The sequence below is a fragment of the Flavobacterium litorale genome (assembly GCF_019613795.1).
Lineage (GTDB): Bacteria > Bacteroidota > Bacteroidia > Flavobacteriales > Flavobacteriaceae > Flavobacterium > Flavobacterium litorale.
Window position 1 is genome coordinate 1,886,210 of record NZ_CP080429.1, and the last position, 19,653, is coordinate 1,905,862.

The window sequence follows — 19,653 nt, forward strand, 5'->3', positions numbered from 1 at the left end:
GCTACAAAAGTAAGCTATACTTTCGATACTATGGAAATAAATTTGGTAAGTGATACTGTAACAAAACCAAGCCACGAAATGTTGCAACACATGTTTCGTGCTAAGGTAGGGGATGATGTTTATAAACAAGACCCTACTGTGAATGAGCTTGAAGAGGCTGTTGCCGATTTGTTTGGTATGGAGGCTGCTTTATTTTTTCCGTCGGGTACTATGGCAAACCAAGCCGCTATAAAACTACATACTAACCCAGGCGACCAATTGATATGCGACAAGTGGGCACATGTTTATTTGTACGAGGGCGGAGGTGCATCGTTTAACAGTGGTGTATCGTGCTGCCTTTTGGATGGCGATAGGGGTATGGTTACTGCCAAACAAGTAGAAGCTGCCATAAATCCTCCCGATTTTTACCACAGTCCGCTAACCAGTTTAGTTTGCGTAGAGAATACCACTAATAAGGGTGGCGGTGCTTGTTATGATATAGCTACACTTGCCGCTATAAAAGAGGTATGTGTAAAACATAATTTGGCTTACCATTTGGATGGTGCACGTTTATGGAATGCTTTGGTAGCCAAAAAACAACACCCAAAACAGTTTGGACAATTATTCGATACGATATCGGTTTGCCTCTCTAAAGGTTTGGGGGCACCTGTAGGCTCGGTACTTATAGGTGACAAAAAAACAATAGATAGGGCGTTACGCATCCGTAAAATATTGGGTGGCGGTATGCGCCAAGTGGGCTATTTGGCAGCAGCAGGGTTGTACGCCCTACAACATAATGTAGGTAGGTTAGAAAACGACCACAAAAGGGCTAAAGAAATAGGAGCTGTGTTGCAAAACTGTAGTTGGGTTGAGAGCGTAGCACCTGTAGAAACAAATATTTTAATATTTTCAATAAAGCCTGAGTATAACGAAATGCAGCTTATTGATAAATTAAAGCAGAAGAATATACACATTAGCTCGTTAGGGAAAGGTAAGTTACGTATTGTAACCCATTTGGATTATAAAGAGGTAATGCATCAATATGTTTTAGAAACGTTGAGTAAACTTAGTTTGTAAACAAAATAAAATAGCCGCTAGTACTAGCTTGGCAACACCACTACAAATTACTAACGGCTAATGGTTTATAATTCCTGCCTAAGAAAACATATCAAGCCCAGGTATATTAGGCATACCATCTTTAGCTACAGCACTAAGTTCTGCTTCGCTTACCGCTGTTGCTTTTTCTATAGCCTTGTTCAGTACAAGTACAAGGTAATCTTCCAGTTGCTCTTTATCTTCCAGTAAACTATCATCAACACTAACGTTTTTAATGGTTCTGTTAGCTGTTAACGTTACCTTTAGTAAGCCATCATTACTTTGTTCGTCAATCAATACAGTATCAAGTCGTTGTTTCGTTTCTTCTATTTTTTGTTGAGTTTCTTTTATTTTACCCATCATACCCATTACATCTCCAAACATTTTATAAGTTTTATTAATTATTTATAGCACAAAAATATTAAATTGCATGGTTATATGCTAATCCAATAAAACAATGAAAAAACTATTACTTTTGAGTTCTGTTTGTCTTATTTTTGCCTGCAATCAGGAAAATAAACAAACCCAAATGACCGAAAACCTAACGCCTCCTACGGCTACCATTAAAGCTAAAGAACTTGAAAAACACGGCGACGTGCGTATTGATAATTACTATTGGCTTAATGAAAGGGAAAATCCAGAAGTAATAGATTACTTAAACCAAGAGAATGAGTATTACGAAAAGATGACTGAACACACCAAGGCGTTTAGAGAAGATCTTTTTGAGGAAATGAAGAGCCGTATTAAAGAGGACGATTCATCGGTACCGTACTACTACAACGGTTATTATTATATTACCCGATTTGAGAAAGGAAAAAATTACCCAATTTACTCTCGTAAAAAAGGTAGCATTGACGCTAAAGAGGAAATAATGTTCGATTGCAACCAAATGGCAGAAGGGCATTCGTACTTCCAGTTGGGTGGTATTAATGTTAGCGAAGATAATAAATGGGTAGCTTTTGGTGTAGATACCGTTTCGCGTAGGCAATATACCATACAGGTAAAAAACCTAGAAACCAACGAAATACAACCTGTTAAGATAGAAAATGCCACAGGAGGGTCTACATGGGCTGGAGATAATAAAACGTTATTCTATACCCGTAAAGATCCTGTAACACTACGCTCGGCAACAATTTACAAGCACGAATTAGGTACATCTGCCGATAATGATACGGTAGTATATAATGAGGATGACGAAACCTTCTCGACATTCGTATACAAAGAAAAATCCAAAAAATACATTGTAATAGGTTCATCAAGTACATTAACAACGGAGTACAGAACTGTTGATGCTAAAAAACCTAATGATAAGTTTAAAGTATTTCAGCCCCGCACACGTGGTTTGGAATATAGCATATCGCACTACGGTAATACGTTTTATATAGTTACCAATAAAGATGGAGCTACCAACTTTAAACTAATGGAAACGCCCGAAAACAAAACAGGCATGGACAATTGGAAGGAAGTTATACCACACCGTAAAGACGTATTGCTTGAGGATATTGAAATTTTTAAAGATTATTTAGTAATCTCAGAACGCTCCAATGGTTTAAATAAAATACGTATTCGCCCATGGGAAGGCGAGGAGTATTATTTGCCGTTTGATAGCGAAACCTATACGGCAAACGTTTCCCGAAACCCTGATTTCGATACCAATATATTACGTTATGGGTACCAATCGTTAGCTACACCCTCTTCAGTTATCGATTTTAATATGGAAACCCAAGAGAAAATAGTTAGAAAAGAACAGGAGGTATTGGGTGGTAAGTTTGATAAAGACAATTATGTAGAAGAACGTGTTTGGGCTACTGCCAATGATGGTACTAAAGTGCCAATATCTATGGTATACCGTAAAGGAATTGAAAAAGATGGTAATAACCCGCTACTACTATACGCTTATGGTTCGTACGGTGCATCAATGGATCCGTATTTCTCTTCGGTACGATTAAGTTTGCTCGACAGAGGATTTATTTACGCTATAGCTCATATACGTGGAGGCGAAGATTTAGGGCGTGAATGGTACGAAGACGGGAAGCTACTAAAAAAGAAAAACACCTTTACTGATTTTATTGATTGTTCTGAATTTGTAATTGCCGAAGGCTATACCTCTAAAGACCATTTGTATGCCGAAGGAGGCTCTGCGGGTGGATTGCTTATGGGAGCAGTAGTAAACATGGCGCCGCAATTGTATAATGGTGTTATAGCATCGGTACCTTTTGTAGATGTCGTTACTACCATGCTAGACGATAGTATACCCCTTACTACGGGTGAGTACGACGAGTGGGGTAACCCAAATGAGAAAGAATATTACGAGTACATGAAATCGTATTCGCCTTATGATAATGTAACTGAGCAAGATTATCCCAACATGCTTGTTACTACGGGGCTGCACGACTCGCAAGTACAGTATTGGGAACCAGCAAAATGGGTAGCAAAATTACGAACGCATAAAACAGATAATAATGTTTTATATCTTGATACAAATATGGAAGCTGGACACGGTGGTGCATCGGGCAGATTTGAGGCTTTAAAGGAAGTAGCTAAAGAGTACAGTTTTTTGTTAGATTTGGAAGGAATTAAAAAGTAATTAAATTTTTTTTGTTAGCTTTGCATGGTTTTGAGGTTAATAAACTTTGTGCATAGTTTACCTTGATTAACTTATTTTTTATGAAAGAAGAAATAAAAGCCTATAATAATGTGTTGGAATTAATTGGTAACACCCCACTGATTAAAGTCGATAAGATTACAGAAGGATTAGAAGGCCGTTTTTTTGCTAAAGTAGAAGCTTTTAATCCGGGTCATTCCACTAAAGATAGAATTGCATTATACATTATTGAAGAAGCCGAAAGAAGAGGCATTATCAAACCAGGAGATACCATTATAGAAACTACTTCGGGTAATACTGGTTTTAGTGTAGCAATGGTTAGCATTATAAAAGGATATGACTGCGTATTGGCAGTAAGCTCTAAATCATCGAAAGATAAGATAGATATGCTACGGGCTATGGGGGCAAAAGTGTATGTCTGCCCAGCACACGTATCGGCAGATGACCCTCGCTCGTATTATAATGTTGCCAAAAGAATTCACGAAGAAACTAAGGGCTCTGTATACATAAATCAGTATTTTAACGATTTAAACATCGATGCTCATTATAACACTACTGGCCCAGAAATATGGGAGCAAACTAACGGTAAAATAACGCACCTTGTTGCCTGTAGTGGTACAGGAGGTACAATATCGGGTACAGCACGTTATTTAAAAGAGAAAAACCCCGATATTAAAATATTAGGTGTTGATGCTTATGGCTCGGTACTTAAAAAATACCATGAAACGAAAGAGTTTGACAACAAAGAAATTTACCCTTATAGGATAGAAGGTTTAGGGAAGAACCTGATACCTACGGCTACAGATTTTGATGTTATTGATAAGTTTATAAAAGTATCTGACGAGGATAGTGCACACGCTGCACGTTACATTGTAAAAACTGAAGGCTTATTTGTTGGTTATACAAGTGGTGCTGTTTTACAGGCGGTAAGACAATATGCTGAAGAAGGTGAGTTTGACGAAAACAGTAATGTAATACTAATATTTCCAGATCATGGATCGCGCTACATGAGTAAAGTGTTTAGCGATGATTGGATGAGCGAACAAGGCTTTTTTGATAGTGTAAACATTGAAGAAGCACAAAAAATTGAATTTATAAAATAATACATAGACTTTTAAATATCACGAAAACCACTCTTTATACAGAGTGGTTTTTTGTTAGAATAATATCAAATTTATGGCATAAAAAAAGAGCCACTTAAAAAGTGACTCTTAGCGAAGTGAAACATAAAATCAAAACGTTTTAAACTCGCCCGATCCTATTTTTTTAAAATCTTGTACTCTAGGATTACCGCTAAAAGCAAGTGTACCCGTACCACTTATTCGTCCTATTATTGAGGTGTGGCTATCTGTAACAATATTTCCTGTACCACATACAATAGCCTCTACGGTGTTTGCCTGTAGCATTTCGGCATTTACACTACCTGCGCCAACTACCTTACAAGTAAGGTTGCTAACCTTACCATTTAGCATAATACTACCTGAGCCTAGTACTATAGCATTTGTAGTATTTGCCCAAACTCTAATGTCTATAATACCTGCACCATTTATATAGGTTATCACATCGTTGGTAAAAGTATTTCGGGAAGTAATTTTCCCGCTACCATCAAGGCTAATTTTGTTTAGTGTAGTGTAGGGCACAATAATCTTAACAGCATTATTTTTATGCCCTTTTAGTGTTATGTGTTTAGGTAATTTAATGCTAAGCACTCCATTATTTGTAGTAACGGTTATAAGGTTTACAATGTTCTCAGCTCCCTTTAGGGTTATACTCCCTACAGTATTACTCTCTTTTAATATTACGTTAAAAGGTCCGTGCACGGCTATTTCATTAAAGCTGGTTACGGTATGGGTTTTTTCTAGTTTTTTATCGTTACCCGTTATGGTTTGGGTTTCCTGTTGCGCTGTTGCCATTAAGGCATAGAAGCCTAGGGCAATTAAAAAAACTGCTTTTTTCATGATGATTGTTTTTTGATTGATGATTGATTACTGTTGATGAAACAGCTTAATGATTGTATTTTTTATTGTTGTAGTATACTATTTAAACAATTGATGGCTATATTTAAAAGACGATATTAATTTGAATTTGGTTGTATTGAAGGTTTTATTTTTCAATTAATTTTATATCACCATAGGAGTTTTTTATGTATATTCTTGCATTACCACTACTACCGTGATATCCTTTATACCTGTTTCTAAAGTCTTTCTCTTCTTTGCTTAAAATTGTAAACCCTTTAATACCCGACACATCTCCGTATTGTGTTGCAAATTCAAAATCGAAATTAGTGCCTCGGGCATGGTTGAGTACAACATCTGAATACATAGAGTTTACGGCTACACTTTTAATGGTTTTTTCTAAACCAGCTTTTATATCGCCGTACTGTACCTCAACATCAAATGCTTTTTTAACACGTTCTACTTTTAAAGAAGAGTAGGTTGATGTTCCGTTAATACTGGATGTAGAGCCAATTTTAACATCGCCGTAATCAGAACGATATCTCAAGTCTTCAGCCATTCCAATACTTACGTCGGTATATTGAGAATTAACTTCGGCATTCTCCATTTTACCAATTTTTAATTCGGAGTATTGTACGTTTACAGTACCTGATTTTATAAATCCGATAGTAGAGTTATCACAGTATTGTATATCAATGTTATTCGTTGTATGCCTTAATTCCTCTATATCCAAGTCACCATATTTACATCGAATTCTCGATTTACCATTAATTTTGCTAAGTTGTATCCCTCCATACATATTGTCGAGGTCTATACTACCGTTTTTAGGTATTTTAATGGTATAATTAATATCAATGCTAATTGTACCATTCATTAGCTTATCAATTTTAGTTCGTGCGGTTACACTTTCTGGGCTATTGTAAAAATCAACATCAATACCGTTTATCGTTTTTTCTACTTTTTTTTCGTTGTTACCACTTACTTTTATGGTTACATCAATAGTAGTTTGGTTTTTGTCCCAAGTAGTAACATAAATGTTACCATACTTATTTTGCACATTTAGTGCTGCATCTGATGCTACATTAAACGACTTGTTTATTTTCTTTTCCTTTTTATATTTTCCTTTATGTTCTCCTGCCATTAGGGCAAGAGGCGCCACAAGTAGTAGTAGTACAATTTTAAGATTGATTGCTTTCATAATATTTTTTGTTTGTGGTTTTGGTGTTTTCTATTTGCATCATTACTTTTTCCAAAAAAGATATTCTTGTTTGCAGGTTGGTAATCATGGCATGGATAATTTTTTTGTTTTCGCCGTTTTCTTTAAGCTCTTCGGTTAGCTTTTCATAGTCCTTTTCCAATACTTCCATTTGCACCATAGCATCTTCTACTATTTTTTTAGTTTCGGGAGTACTTTCGCGTTCTATTTTAGCCAATTCCTTTTTAATTATAGAGGCAAAGTAAAGTTGTGTTTCTTCTGCTTCTGGCGATAAAGTAGTAGCAACACTTTCTGTTGTATTTGCCTCAATGGTATCGTTGTTATTACTGTTGTTAGTAATAAATATGCCTAACAATATGGCAACAGATGCTGCAACGGGCATAGCTATCCTGAGCCAAATTCGTTTTGGTGTAGGTTTAGTATTTTTATGCTCCTGATTTTTCAGTTTATCCATAAAACGTCTTTCATGGTTCTGTGCAGGCTCTTCAGTATTCCAATCGTTTTGCAATTGATTGAAGAATGTATCTAATTCATCTTTCTCTTTTTCCATTATGCACTTAGTTTTTTTAGCAAGCTGCTTTTAGCTCTGCTTATTGTTGTTCTGCAGTTTCCAGGGTTTATATTCAATATGTCACATATTTCTTCTTGGTCATATCCTTCTATATAAAGTAGGGTAAGTATTATTCTGTAATTCTCCTTTAAATTATTAATAGCTTCTTTTACTTGCCCTATTTGCATTAAAGAGAAATCGATGCTATTACTTTCGGTCTCTGTATCTTCTTCCACTTTATACAGTACCTGATCCAAAGGGGAAACATCTTCTTTATTTAGCTTTTTATAGTTATCTAAACTGTGGTTAATTACAATACGTTTTAACCATGCCCCAAAGGTTACTTCGCCTTTAAAACTGTCCAGTTTTGTAAACGCTTTTAAAAATGCTTCTTGCATAATATCCTCTGCCCAATGGCTATCTTTAACAATACGTAACGAGATATTATACATCGCCTTGTAGTATAAATTATACACGTCGTATTGCGCCTTTTGGTTTCCTTTTTTACAAAGAATAATTAATTCGTTTATGTTACTGGTTGTGGTCGTCAACTTTAAAACTTTGGATTTATTATAATGACAGTTCGGTTTTTAAATTGTTACAGTTTTACGTAAAAAATAAATAATAAAATTTTTAGCTTTTATCTATCTGCTAAATATACTGTGTTATGCAATAAAAAAAGCTGTTCGGTTAGGAGCAGCTTTTTTAATATTGTTTTTTATTATAAATGTTATTCTTTCATGGTGTGGTACACATTCATAACATCGTCATCTTCTTCTATTTTTTCTAGTAGTTTTTCTACATCGGCTACCTGTTCTTCGTTAAGTTCTTTGGTAACTTGTGGTATTCTTTCAAACCCTGACGATAGTATTTCGAGTTCTCTGTTTTCGAGTTCCTTTTGTATTGCTCCAAAACTTTCAAAAGGCGCGTACATTATAATGCCATCTTCATCAGCAAAAATTTCTTCTACACCAAAGTCTATCATTTCCAACTCTAGCTCCTCAATATCTTGCCCCTCGGCAGGGATACGGAAGTTACACGTATGGTCGAACATAAATTCTACCGAGCCTTGTGTGCCCAATGTGCCGTTACATTTATTAAAATAACTCCTAATGTTGGCTACGGTACGGTTATTATTATCGGTAGCTGTTTCTATAAGTATGGCTATGCCGTGGGGTGCATAGCCTTCAAATAATACTTCTTTATAATTGGCTGTATCTTTATCAGATGCTTTTTTTATAGCACGCTCTACATTATCCTTAGGCATATTAGCTGCCTTAGCATTTTGTATTACGGCTCTTAGTTTTGCATTACTTTCGGGGTTTGGTCCACCTTCTTTAACGGCAATTACAATATCTTTTCCTATTCGTGTAAACGTTTTAGCCATAGCCGACCAACGTTTCATTTTTCTCGCTTTTCTAAATTCGAACGCTCTTCCCATAATTTATTTGTTTGCAGCACAAAAATAGGCTTATTCATCGTTTTTTCAAAAACAAATAAAGCTCATTTCTAGTATGCTTACTGCATTTTTATTGCTATAATGTTGTTTATAACATGTAATCCTTCGTACACAAATAAGTCACTTTTAAGTAGTTTTTGTTTGTACTCGTTAATGCTGTTGTAAAAATCATCGTCTGTTACAGTTGTATTTATGGCATGTGGTATGCTATGTACTATTAACTTGTTTTCGTGCTCTCGTATTTTATTAATATCGCCCCACAGTGTATCAATGCTGTGTACGTCGTTAAAAACAGCATCAAAGGTTATGGGTAGTGGTGGTTTGTCTTCATTGTATAGTTTATTAATACGCTTGTTAATTGTTTTAATAGTGGTAAACAAACTATCGGTAGCTATACGTTGGTTACTTAGTGCAATTGCCTTTTTTAGTGCTACATCGGGCATTTTTTTAAATCGTAGTCGTTTTTTAAGGGTATCATTTTTCATGGCTGTAGGCATACTGCTTTCTCGGGGTAATAATTCCTCGAAAAACTCAGGTAAGGCCACATCGGGTATTATACCTGTGTATTGGCTGCTTTGCCCTGTAACCCTGTAAAACTTATCAATGGTAACTTTTATAAAATCTTCATTATCTTCTCCGTCATTTAAAGGTAATATGCTTTGCATACTGGCTTTACCTAAGGTGGTATTGCCTACTATTACGGCACGGTTATAATCTTGCATTACGCCTGCAAAAAATTCGCTTGCCGATGCCGAAAAACTGTTTACTACAACTACCATAGGACCATCGTACAGCATACCTCGGTTATAATCTTTTATAACGTTATTTTGCCTTTTTTTGTTGGTTATAATACTTAACGGACCAAAGTTTATAAACATTCCTGCCATATTTATAACCTCGTCCATAGCACCACCGCCGTTGTATTGTAGGTCGATAATAAGCCCCTCAATGCCTTGTTTTTTTAATTTAATTACTTCTTTAGCAACATCATCTGCGCAACCTTTTAGGCTTTTATAATCAAAGGCGGTATAAAAACTAGGTATTTTAATATATCCTACAGGGTGCTCATTACCTAATATATAACTATATACGCTATGGTCGTCTGATTTCATTATTGTTTTTTCGAGTACTACCGAATAAATGGTACCATCTTTTTTACGTAGTGTGAGTACTACGTTACGATAGGCGTCAGAAAAAACAATATCGGTTATGGCGTCCATAGATGCGCACGATACTGTATATTCAGTATCGTTAGCAGCGAGTTTTAAAATCTGGTCGCCTTTATCTATTTTATAGCTTTTATAAGCGGGACCACCAGGTACTACCTCCTCTACAATAATTTCTTCGTCTTCGTTTTGGCTCACATACAATCCTAAAGAGTATTTTTCTGATGCGATAGTAGCTACAAAGCTATTGTGTTCGCTATAGTTGAAATAGGTTGAGTGTGGATCGAAATAATTACAAAACGTAGAGTAAAATTTGTTGTACATACGATGCTCAAAACCTTCGGCAGGATTTAGTAGCGTAGTAATACGGCACAAATAATTGTTTGTAATTTTTGTTTTAGATGCTGCAAATAACTTTGGTAATAGTGCCTTTAATGAATCTTTATTTTTACTCTGCTTGGCAACATCTTCCAGAATATCAAAAATCATTTTTTTACGAATGAATTTTTTATTTGTTTCAGTCTTTTTATTGTACGGGAATGCTTTTTTGGCGTACCGCATGGTATCGGTAATAGTGTGCGGTAGGTTGGTGTCGGTTAATGCCTCAACGATGCTTTTATTACGATTGAGTGCTGTTTTGTATACAGTTATAAAATCTTCAAAAAAAGAGCAATCCCTGTTTTTTAAATGGTCGTCCAACCTGTACTTGTGTTTTGCAAGCGTATCGTATTCGTGTTGCAAAAACAAGGTATGGTTATCGTCTAGCTCTTCTATTATTGTATTAAAAACATAAACCGATAGGCTGTCGTCTATCGGTTTAGGCTTAAAGTGTTGCGATTGCAACACGTTATTTATTTTAGAAAAAACATCGCACGCTCTTTCAGTATCTTGTGCTCTCGCAAAAACCGAAAACAATACTACAAGTGCGATACATTTTTTCATAGGCGTTATTTTTTGTAAAACGGTAGTTTAACTACTTTGGAAGGAACTTCGTTTTTACGGATTTTAATATATATTTCGCTACCTTCCTTACTATAATCTACAGGTACATAACCCAAGCCAATACCTTTACTTAGTGAGGGCGACATAGTACCTGATGTTACGTTACCTATAATTACATCGTTTCCATCGGTAATATCATAACCATGTCTTGGTATGCCACGCTCAGTGAGCTCAAAACCTACTAATTTTCGTATAACGCCAGCTTCTTTTTGTTGTTTTAAAAAATCGCTATTATTAAAATCTTTCGTAAATTTAGTAATCCAACCCAAACCAGCCTCTAAAGGCGATGTAGTATCGTCAATATCATTACCATAAAGGCAAAAGCCCATTTCCAGGCGTAAGGTATCGCGTGCAGCAAGCCCTATAGGTTTTATGTTGTATGGTTTACCTGCTTCAAAAACAGTATTCCATATTTTTTCAATCTCACTATTTTTAGCGTAAATTTCAAAACCACCGCTACCTGTATAGCCCGTAGCCGAAATAATAACGTTTTCTGCACCTGCAAAATCGGCAACCTCAAAATGGTAGTATTTAATTGCTGCTAAATCTATCGAGGTAAGCGACTGCATTGCCTCCATAGCCATAGGACCTTGTATTGCCAATAGCGAGTAATCGTCTGAGATATCACGCATTGTAGCACCCATATCATTTTTACTCGAAATCCACGTCCAGTCTTTTTCTATGTTCGATGCATTTACTACCAGTAAATATTGCTCCTCTTTAATACGATAAATAATAAGATCGTCCACAATTCCACCCGTATCGTTGGGCATGCACGAATATTGCGCACGACCTACGGTAAGTACAGATGCATCGTTACTGCAAACCTTCTGTATTAAATCCAGTGCTTTAGGACCTTCAATTAAAAATTCGCCCATATGCGATACATCAAAAACACCAACACCGTTTCTCACAGTTTCGTGTTCTGTAGTTACTCCCTCGTATTGTACAGGCATATTATAGCCAGCAAACGGAACCATTTTAGCCCCTAATGCTTCGTGAATGTGCGTAAGCGCAGTATTTTTCATGTAATTAATGTTGTAATAGTGTTTAATGATGCTAAAATATTGAAAAACTTACTTTAAAAATAATGAATGGCTGATAATATTTAATTACATACAACAAAATCACGTGATAGGGAGGAAATAGGATATTAAATTAAAAAAGGGTAGCTGAATAAGCTACCCTTTGATTAAATTTTATTTAATATTAGGTAATTATATACCAGTCTACACTGGTACAAGTTGTTAATAATTTCTTTATATTTGATAATGTAAGGCTAAGTTGATAAACAAAGCTGTTCTTTGCATCTGTATGATGAGATGGTCTTACGGGACTGCATCGGGATTTGTACGCTTATGTAAGCAGTGCTACATAAGACTTTGATGATGTTTAGAATATTCTTTGCGTAAGACTTAGCCTTATATATTATCAAGCTACTAAAGCTTGATATGTTGTTCTCACATTTGAATTTCGAAGTAAGTGATTAAACTTCTCCGAATCAGGAACCTTCCTCATATTATACCTGTAAACAAATTCGTCTACATAAAATTGAAGATGCTTCCTTGAAACACTGTTATACATATCCCTGACAGAGTTCTTCATGATTTTCCAAGCTCCCTCAATATTATTCGTATGCACAGCACTGTCATAATCATTCTTATACCCCTTATCCGAGTGCTTTACAGTGAAGTGGAGATAACTGTCATCAAGTCCCCTGTATCCTCTCCAATCGTCTGAAATGAATATTGTTTCTGGTTTAACATACTTCTTTATTTCAGGTTTTAAGGATTCTGGGGATGTGTCTTTAGTAACTATGGCTGTAAGCTTACCACCTCTCTGAACCAACCCTAAAACAGGGGTCTTATCTTTACATGACCTCCCTTGTGAGTTCTTAACTCTTTTGTTGCGGTGTCTGTTACGGTTCTTACCTCCATAGAAAGACTCATCGGCTTCGACAATGTCTCCCAATTCGTTATAATTCTCCACTCCGAAGCAAGCTCGGATTCGTTGTAGCATAAACCACGCTGTCTTTTGGGTTACTTCTATATCTCTTGCGAGTTGAGTCGAAGCAATCCCTTTCTTGTGACACGTGACTAACCATACTGCCATGAACCATTTCTGGAGGGGCAGTTTTGTATTTTCGTACATGGTTCCCGTCTTTACATTAAAGTACTTACCAGTGTTTTTACACTTATAGTTGATACCGTTGCATTTGTAGACTACTGAAGAGCTGTCAAAAGGAGAAACAGGTGTTTCACCTCCCCACAACATCAACTCCATGTACTTGATGCACGACTCCTCTGTTGGAAACGTTTGCATCAAGTGTAACATTGACTTGATAGTAGTTAACATAATGAAATAGAACGGATTAATAATCAATTCTAATATACGAAAATTACTTCAATCAAGTGAGGTAAAATGTTTTACCTTTGTGTTAAGGCACTATTGCCTCTTACATATTAGGACATAACGTACTATACACCTTTGCAACTGTAAATTACCACTTTTCAAGTAGAGCAAAATCAGTGTATGTAGTGCGCCAATACTGGCGTGGCTATATCATTGCTCTACAGGTTGTGGTAAACCTTCAGTTGCGTGATATACGTCACGCCTTTTATTTTATCATGTAACTGTAAATTACCACTAATATGAAAACCGTCCTTTTATTATTCCTGTTCCCATTATTCCTGTATTCTCAGGAAAGTTATGAAACTAAGCACAGAGACAACTGTCGAAGCATGAGTATTGAATCTCTCAATTTCATGTACGACCATGACTTCAAAGCATATCTCAAAAAAGATAATCTTTTTATGGAGATTGACTTCAATACCAACTGTAGCTCTGAGCTTGTTAACAGTAGAACTGTGGCTTCCATGAAGGACAACGCTAAAAACACAATTTATTCGATTGTAAAAGGAGCTATGCCCAGTATTATTAAAAGCAATGACTTATGCGAGTTTAACACTTATGTTTTCAATGTAATCTATAAATCAGATGACCATAAGTACTACACCTACACGTACCATATCAATGCTCAGAACTTGTATGAAGTTAAAGACTATTTGACTAAGTCGGAGGTCTTTTCTTTGATGCTTTACAAAGAATAAGCTACATTTGATACAACTTATTGTACTAAATACCAAGGAGGTATTTTTAACTCACTTCTAATTAACATGAAATTTAAGTTGGAGGTATCCACCCGTGAAGATGACACGTTAAAACATATTACAAACACTATTAGATTGATAGTTGTTTGTGCAGCCACTTGTAAAATAGTGAGCCTTCTGGTTGCTGCATTTATGTAGCATAAATAGGGTTGGGAGTTAAAGTTAAGAATGATACTCCCAACTCCCAGTAAGTTAAGATGGTCTTAACCCTCCTTGGTTATTTATAGGTGTAATCTGGTATATACTTACCTAATATTAATTATTGGAAATCATCTCATCTCTCGCTATAATATAATCCAAATATGCTTTAGGATCAGACTCCCAAAGAGATACTGTGGTTTTCCCATTAATTAAAAAATCTTTCTCTATTATATCTCCCTTGTAGAGACCTGTTCCGTCGATTGATTTGTTAGCATCCCCTACACCTTCATCGTCACAACCGCTTCCAGAGTGCATAATTACGGAGAAAGCAAGGGTGGTGCCGTTTTCATCAATAAATAAATGATTAATTCTATATACATAGCAATCATTATCCATACTAATAAGATCTGCCCTAACAGTATAACTAATTGTAGGCTCTGTACTTTTTGTTTTAAACACTAATTCATCAGCATTATTAGCATTACTATCGGTAATACTGTCATCATTTGAGCAAGATAGAGCTAATACGGCAAATGACATAACTGTAGCGTATTTTAATATTTTCTTCATTTTAATATTTTCTTAGTTGAATTATTGGTTAATACCCATTACCCTTTCTTTCTGTAATACCAAGCCTTGATACACATCATCGTGGTCTTTCACAAAATTTTGTATTGGACCATTCAGATTGTCATCCTGAATAACGTATTCAGGACCACTTTTCTTGCTATAGGTTTGACTGTTTAAAACAGCATCGTCACCGTCACATCCAAACCCTGATTGTACCACGGCAGAATGCTTTAATAGGCGTTGACCATTTGGATAAGTAGCATAGATGCTTACTTGCATAGTGTAACAGCCAGGTTTGACTTCTTCAAATAATAAAACCTCTGTAGTGTAAACTGGTTCCTGTAGTAGAATACTGTTATCAATCTGAGGCGATAGATCTTTCAATTGCTCTTTTGACGATTCTTGACTTAAGAATCCCAATGTTAGAATTGTAACTGATTTGATTAATAAAATCATTTTCATTAGTAAAAAGTTAATTGGTTTATAACTGACTAAATCTAATTTTTTTAATATCGAGAATTATTTTTTTAACACTTTTTAACATTCTGTATTTAGCAATCGAGGTATAAATTAGCTTTTAAAATCTTGTTATCCTGTATTTATGTAATAATTTTATAAGAGTAAATAATCCTAACTAAGATGAAAATTTTTGATGCAGCTATAGTGCGTAAAGCAGATGCAGTAACAATACAAAAACAACAAATAACCGCTACCGATTTAATGGAGCGTGCGGCTACCCAAGTATATTTGTGGGTAAAGCAGCACTTTTTAGATAAAGATACAGCCTTTTATGTTTTTTGTGGACAGGGTAATAACGGAGGTGACGGACTTGTAGTTGCCCGATTGTTATTTAAAGACGGGTTTGATGTAGTAATTACCATAGTAGAGGGGGCAGGCAAACCCACTACGGATTTTTTGATAAACCTCGAAAGGGTAAAACAACTAGGCGTTTCAATTGTCAATACGGAATATCATCCCAATACCAACTCAAAAAGAGTTATTATCGATGCTATTTTTGGTATTGGGCTTACCCGTGAGCCAGACGAAGCCGTTGCAGCTATTATAAGATATATTAATAATAGTGCAGCGATTAGAGTAGCGATAGATGTTCCTTCGGGGATGTTTTTGGACAGGAAAACCACAATAGCAGTACAAGCTGATTATTTGTTAACCTTTCAGTTTCCGAAACTAGCCTTTTATTTACCAGATAACTATAAATATTGTAACCATATTGAAATCCTAGATATTGGTTTGAATAAACAGTTTTTAAAAGAAACACCATCTAACTACCACTTAACAGATAGGAAAGAGGCTCTAAAACGGTTTAAACCGTTGCTGCCTTATGCACACAAAGGCACGCAAGGGCATGCATTACTAATAGGTGGTAGTTACGGTAAAATAGGAGCTGCCTGCCTATCGGTAAAAGCAGCATTAAAAACAGGTTGCGGGTTGGTTACCGCTTACATACCCAAATGTGGGTACGAAATTGTACAAACATACATTCCCGAAGCTATGGTTATTACAAATGGAAACAAATACATAACAACTATAGAGCATACAATAAAAACAAATGCTGTTGGTATAGGTATGGGAATAGGGCAGGAGGAAGAAACACAACAAGCTTTGTTTAACTTTTTAAAAGCACAAACACAACCTGTTGTTATTGATGCCGATGCATTAAACATACTAGCTGCCAATAAAGAATGGCTTACTTTATTACCCGAACAATCTGTAATTACACCACACCCTAAAGAGTTGGAAAGACTTATGGGGAGTTGGGATGATGATTTTGACAAGCTCCAAAAACTCCAAACGCTATCCAAAAAACACAACATTGTTATAGTAGCTAAAGATGCCCGTACCCTTGTGGTACAAGGAAACAACATACACATAAACAGTACAGGAAATGCTGCTTTGGCAACAGGTGGTAGTGGCGATGTGCTCGTAGGGGTTATTACCTCACTTTTAGCACAAGGCTACACCTCTAACCATGCCTCTATTTTTGGTGTATACTTGCACGGATTAACAGCCGATATTGCTGTTCAGGAGATTAGTGCTCAATCATTTACGGCATCCGATATTATTGAATATCTTGGTAAAGCATATAAAAATCTTACTGTACAGGGCTAAATGAATGAAAAATTCATAAAAATGTTGTTTTTTAATTGTGGAATCGTGAATTTTGGGCTTTTAAACAATTCTTAAAGAAATGGATACCATACACTATATAAGTTCTGATACGTTATCGATTGAAATTGTACAAGATATACTGGTGCACGATAAAAAATTAGCCCTATCAGAAGAGGCAATCATAAATATTGAAAAGTGCCGTACTTACCTCGATAATAAAATGAAAGAACACGACGAACCCATTTATGGTATTAATACTGGGTTTGGGTCGTTATGTAATGTAAAAATATCAAACTCAGATTTATCTAAACTACAAGAAAACCTAGTAAAATCGCACGCTTGTGGTACAGGTGATGAGGTGCCTGAGGCTATTATAAAAATAATGCTGTTGCTTAAAATACAATCGTTAAGCTATGGGCATTCGGGTGTACAGTTACAAACCGTAGAACGATTGATTGAGTTTTATAATAACGATATACTACCCGTGGTATATACATTAGGCTCGTTAGGGGCATCGGGCGACCTTGCTCCGCTAGCACACTTATCGTTACCATTATTGGGTGAAGGTGAGGTATACGCCAACGGATTTCGCCAACCCACTCATAAAGTAATGGACAAAATGGGGTGGAAGCCCATAACATTACAATCGAAAGAAGGGTTAGCCTTGCTTAACGGTACGCAATTTATGGCAGCGTATGGTGTATATATACTATTAAAATCGATTAAATACTGCTATTTGGCGGATGTTATTGGTGCCATATCGTTAGAAGGGTTTGATGGCAGAATTGAGCCTTTTAATGCGTTAATACATATGGTGCGCCCACATAAAGGACAGGTAGTTACCGCTAAGCGTATGAAAGAACTCCTTGAAAATAGTGAGATTATTGCGCAGCCTAAAAAACACGTACAAGACCCTTATTCGTTTAGATGCATACCACAGGTACACGGTGCCACAAAGGATACAATCGACTATGTAAAGAAAGTATTCCGTACCGAGATTAATTCCGTTACCGATAATCCGAATATATTTATTGATAGTGATGAAATTATATCGGGAGGCAACTTCCACGGACAACCTTTGGCGTTAACGTTAGATTTTCTAGGAATAGCATTATCGGAGTTGGGCAGTATATCCGAACGACGTACGTACCAACTCATATCAGGCTTGCGCGATTTGCCACCATTTTTAGTTTCTAACCCTGGATTAAACTCTGGTTTTATGATACCACAATATACTGCTGCTAGTATTGTGAGCCAGAACAAGCAATTGGCGACACCTGCTAGTGTAGATAGTATAGTATCGTCCAACGGGCAAGAAGACCATGTGAGTATGGGAGCTAATGCTGCAACAAAAGCACTTAGAATAATAGAAAATGTAGAGCGCATTCTCGCCATAGAACTTATGAATGCTTCGCAGGCGATAGAATTTAGACGACCACTTAAATCAAGTGAGTTTATAGAGATGTTCTTGAAATCGTATCGTGAAGAAGTGCCGTTAGTAGGCGAGGACAGAATATTACACTATGATATAGAAAATACAATAGCGTTTTTGAGTAATTTACAAATTGACAATAGCGTTTTTGAATAGATAAAAAAAAGGGACTGTTAAGTCCCTTTTTTTATGGTTTATATTCATGTTGTAGTAACGCGTAAATTAAAGAATCTTCCATAACACCATTATGGTTATAATGTTCTCGCAAATGTCCTTCTTTTACAAACCCCGTTGCATTTAATAATTTTAACGATGGCACATTTTCAGGACTTACCAATGCTTCAATGCGGTAAAGGTTCATAACCTCAAAACCATACTGTAATGCCATAGGTAACACTTCGCTCATGTGTCCTTTACATTTATAATCTTCATCAAATAACGAGTATCCTATTTCCGCTCTGTTATGGTCGGTGTACCACGTATGGTAACCGCACCAACCAATTACCTTATCAGTAGTGGCATCTACCAAATAAAAATGTACAAAAGCCCTGTTGTATGTAGTAACCCCTTTGTAAAACTTCTCTTTTTCTTGTTTTAATGCAGCTGCATTTGGTATGCCTAAGGTGTACATTATAGCCTCATCGCTATACGTTGTATAAATGTGGTTATAGGCTTCGGGTGTAATAACACGAAGTGTAAGTCGTGAAGTATGTAATGTAGTAAAAGTCATTTTTGTAACGTTTACTATTACTTATCCTCTTTTACTACAAAAACTTCATCCCTACGTTTAAACTTGGGGCTATTGGCAACACGTACCAATTGCACGTACGATGTATCAGTTTTCGGTGTTATTTTCACCGTCATCGTGCCGAGTTTTAAAATTGCTTTATTTTTTTTAATAGTAGTAGCTGTTGGGGTAACGGTATAGGTACAACTATCTGTCCATTTTATGGTAAACTCGTACACTTCCTGTTCGTCCTCTATTTTTTCAGTTTGTTTATCACCATCGCGTATTATAGTATAGTTACGGTTGTTTTTATCGGTAAACGTAAAAGTTCCGTTTTTAAAGGCAGCGCAATCTGTTTGGGCATACCCATAGCAAGAACTTATTAATAAAAAAAGGAGGTACAACTTTTTAAAGGTCATATATTACTTGTTTAAAAGTGTATTGTTTTGGCTGTTT

At 36.1% G+C, this 19,653-nt stretch carries 18 protein-coding genes; 5 read left to right on the forward strand and 13 right to left on the reverse strand.

Annotated elements, in window-relative coordinates:
* Positions 1–30 precede the first annotated feature (30 nt).
* Entirely contained in the window at positions 31–1,056 is a 1,026-nt protein-coding gene (locus K1I41_RS08565; protein WP_220639949.1) for a threonine aldolase family protein, read from the forward strand.
* Between the two features lie 78 nt (positions 1,057–1,134).
* Here the strand turns inward: K1I41_RS08565 and K1I41_RS08570 are convergent, their stop codons facing one another.
* Entirely contained in the window at positions 1,135–1,458 is a 324-nt protein-coding gene (locus K1I41_RS08570) for a YbaB/EbfC family nucleoid-associated protein (RefSeq protein WP_220639950.1), read from the reverse strand.
* 73 nt (positions 1,459–1,531) lie between these two features.
* Here K1I41_RS08570 and K1I41_RS08575 point away from each other — a divergent pair, with 73 nt between their 5' ends.
* Together K1I41_RS08575 and capA are read left to right on the forward strand one after the other, a co-directional pair.
* Positions 1,532–3,661, forward strand: a complete 2,130-nt coding sequence (locus K1I41_RS08575) for a S9 family peptidase (RefSeq protein WP_220639951.1) — start codon at positions 1,532–1,534, stop codon at positions 3,659–3,661.
* Positions 3,662–3,741: 80 nt separating this feature from the next.
* Positions 3,742–4,782 carry a cysteate synthase gene (capA, locus tag K1I41_RS08580; RefSeq protein WP_220639952.1) on the forward strand — a complete coding sequence of 347 codons (1,041 nt, stop codon included), beginning with the start codon at positions 3,742–3,744 and terminating at the stop codon, positions 4,780–4,782.
* 129 nt (positions 4,783–4,911) lie between these two features.
* Here capA and K1I41_RS08585 read toward each other — a convergent pair whose 3' ends face one another.
* The 10 genes from K1I41_RS08585 to K1I41_RS08630 form a co-directional block, all read right to left on the reverse strand.
* Positions 4,912–5,637: a head GIN domain-containing protein gene (locus tag K1I41_RS08585; protein WP_220639953.1), complete on the reverse strand. Its 726-nt coding sequence runs from the start codon at positions 5,635–5,637 to the stop codon at positions 4,912–4,914.
* Positions 5,638–5,782: 145 nt separating this feature from the next.
* Positions 5,783–6,832 (reverse strand): DUF4097 family beta strand repeat-containing protein, encoded by a 1,050-nt coding sequence (locus tag K1I41_RS08590; RefSeq protein ID WP_220639954.1) that lies wholly within the window; start codon positions 6,830–6,832, stop codon positions 5,783–5,785.
* A complete protein-coding gene (locus K1I41_RS08595; RefSeq protein WP_220639955.1) occupies positions 6,813–7,400 on the reverse strand; it encodes a hypothetical protein in 588 nt (195 codons plus the stop codon). The genes K1I41_RS08590 and K1I41_RS08595 overlap by 20 nt, the downstream gene beginning before the upstream one ends.
* On the reverse strand, positions 7,400–7,951 hold the full coding sequence (locus K1I41_RS08600; protein WP_220639956.1) for an RNA polymerase sigma factor: 552 nt from the start codon (positions 7,949–7,951) through the stop codon (positions 7,400–7,402). The genes K1I41_RS08595 and K1I41_RS08600 overlap by 1 nt, the downstream gene beginning before the upstream one ends.
* A 179-nt stretch (positions 7,952–8,130) precedes the next feature.
* Entirely contained in the window at positions 8,131–8,841 is a 711-nt protein-coding gene (locus K1I41_RS08605; RefSeq protein WP_220639957.1) for a YebC/PmpR family DNA-binding transcriptional regulator, read from the reverse strand.
* A 77-nt stretch (positions 8,842–8,918) separates the two neighbouring features.
* Entirely contained in the window at positions 8,919–10,967 is a 2,049-nt protein-coding gene (locus K1I41_RS08610) for a S41 family peptidase (protein ID WP_220639958.1), read from the reverse strand.
* Positions 10,968–10,972: 5 nt separating this feature from the next.
* Positions 10,973–12,055, reverse strand: coding sequence for a glycine cleavage system aminomethyltransferase GcvT (gene gcvT, locus K1I41_RS08615; RefSeq protein ID WP_220639959.1), 1,083 nt, complete (start codon positions 12,053–12,055; stop codon positions 10,973–10,975).
* 403 nt (positions 12,056–12,458) lie between these two features.
* Entirely contained in the window at positions 12,459–13,382 is a 924-nt protein-coding gene (locus K1I41_RS08620; RefSeq protein ID WP_220639960.1) for an IS1595 family transposase, read from the reverse strand.
* A 1,070-nt stretch (positions 13,383–14,452) separates the two neighbouring features.
* On the reverse strand, positions 14,453–14,908 hold the full coding sequence (locus K1I41_RS08625; RefSeq protein ID WP_220639961.1) for a hypothetical protein: 456 nt from the start codon (positions 14,906–14,908) through the stop codon (positions 14,453–14,455).
* Between the two features lie 21 nt (positions 14,909–14,929).
* Complete coding sequence (locus K1I41_RS08630; protein ID WP_220639962.1) at positions 14,930–15,328, reverse strand: hypothetical protein; 399 nt, start codon at positions 15,326–15,328, stop codon at positions 14,930–14,932.
* Between the two features lie 219 nt (positions 15,329–15,547).
* Here K1I41_RS08630 and K1I41_RS08635 point away from each other — a divergent pair, with 219 nt between their 5' ends.
* On the forward strand, positions 15,548–17,038 hold the full coding sequence (locus tag K1I41_RS08635) for an NAD(P)H-hydrate dehydratase (protein WP_220639963.1): 1,491 nt from the start codon (positions 15,548–15,550) through the stop codon (positions 17,036–17,038).
* A 79-nt stretch (positions 17,039–17,117) separates the two neighbouring features.
* On the forward strand, positions 17,118–18,626 hold the full coding sequence (gene hutH, locus K1I41_RS08640; protein ID WP_220639964.1) for a histidine ammonia-lyase: 1,509 nt from the start codon (positions 17,118–17,120) through the stop codon (positions 18,624–18,626).
* Between the two features lie 31 nt (positions 18,627–18,657).
* Here the strand turns inward: hutH and K1I41_RS08645 are convergent, their stop codons facing one another.
* Together K1I41_RS08645 and K1I41_RS08650 are read right to left on the reverse strand one after the other, a co-directional pair.
* Positions 18,658–19,200, reverse strand: a complete 543-nt coding sequence (locus K1I41_RS08645; RefSeq protein ID WP_220639965.1) for a GNAT family N-acetyltransferase — start codon at positions 19,198–19,200, stop codon at positions 18,658–18,660.
* A gap of 17 nt (positions 19,201–19,217) precedes the next feature.
* The gene (locus K1I41_RS08650; RefSeq protein WP_220639966.1) at positions 19,218–19,616 is read right to left on the reverse strand and encodes a hypothetical protein; all 399 of its coding nucleotides are present in this window, start codon (positions 19,614–19,616) and stop codon (positions 19,218–19,220) included.
* Between the last annotated feature and the right edge of the window lie 37 nt (positions 19,617–19,653).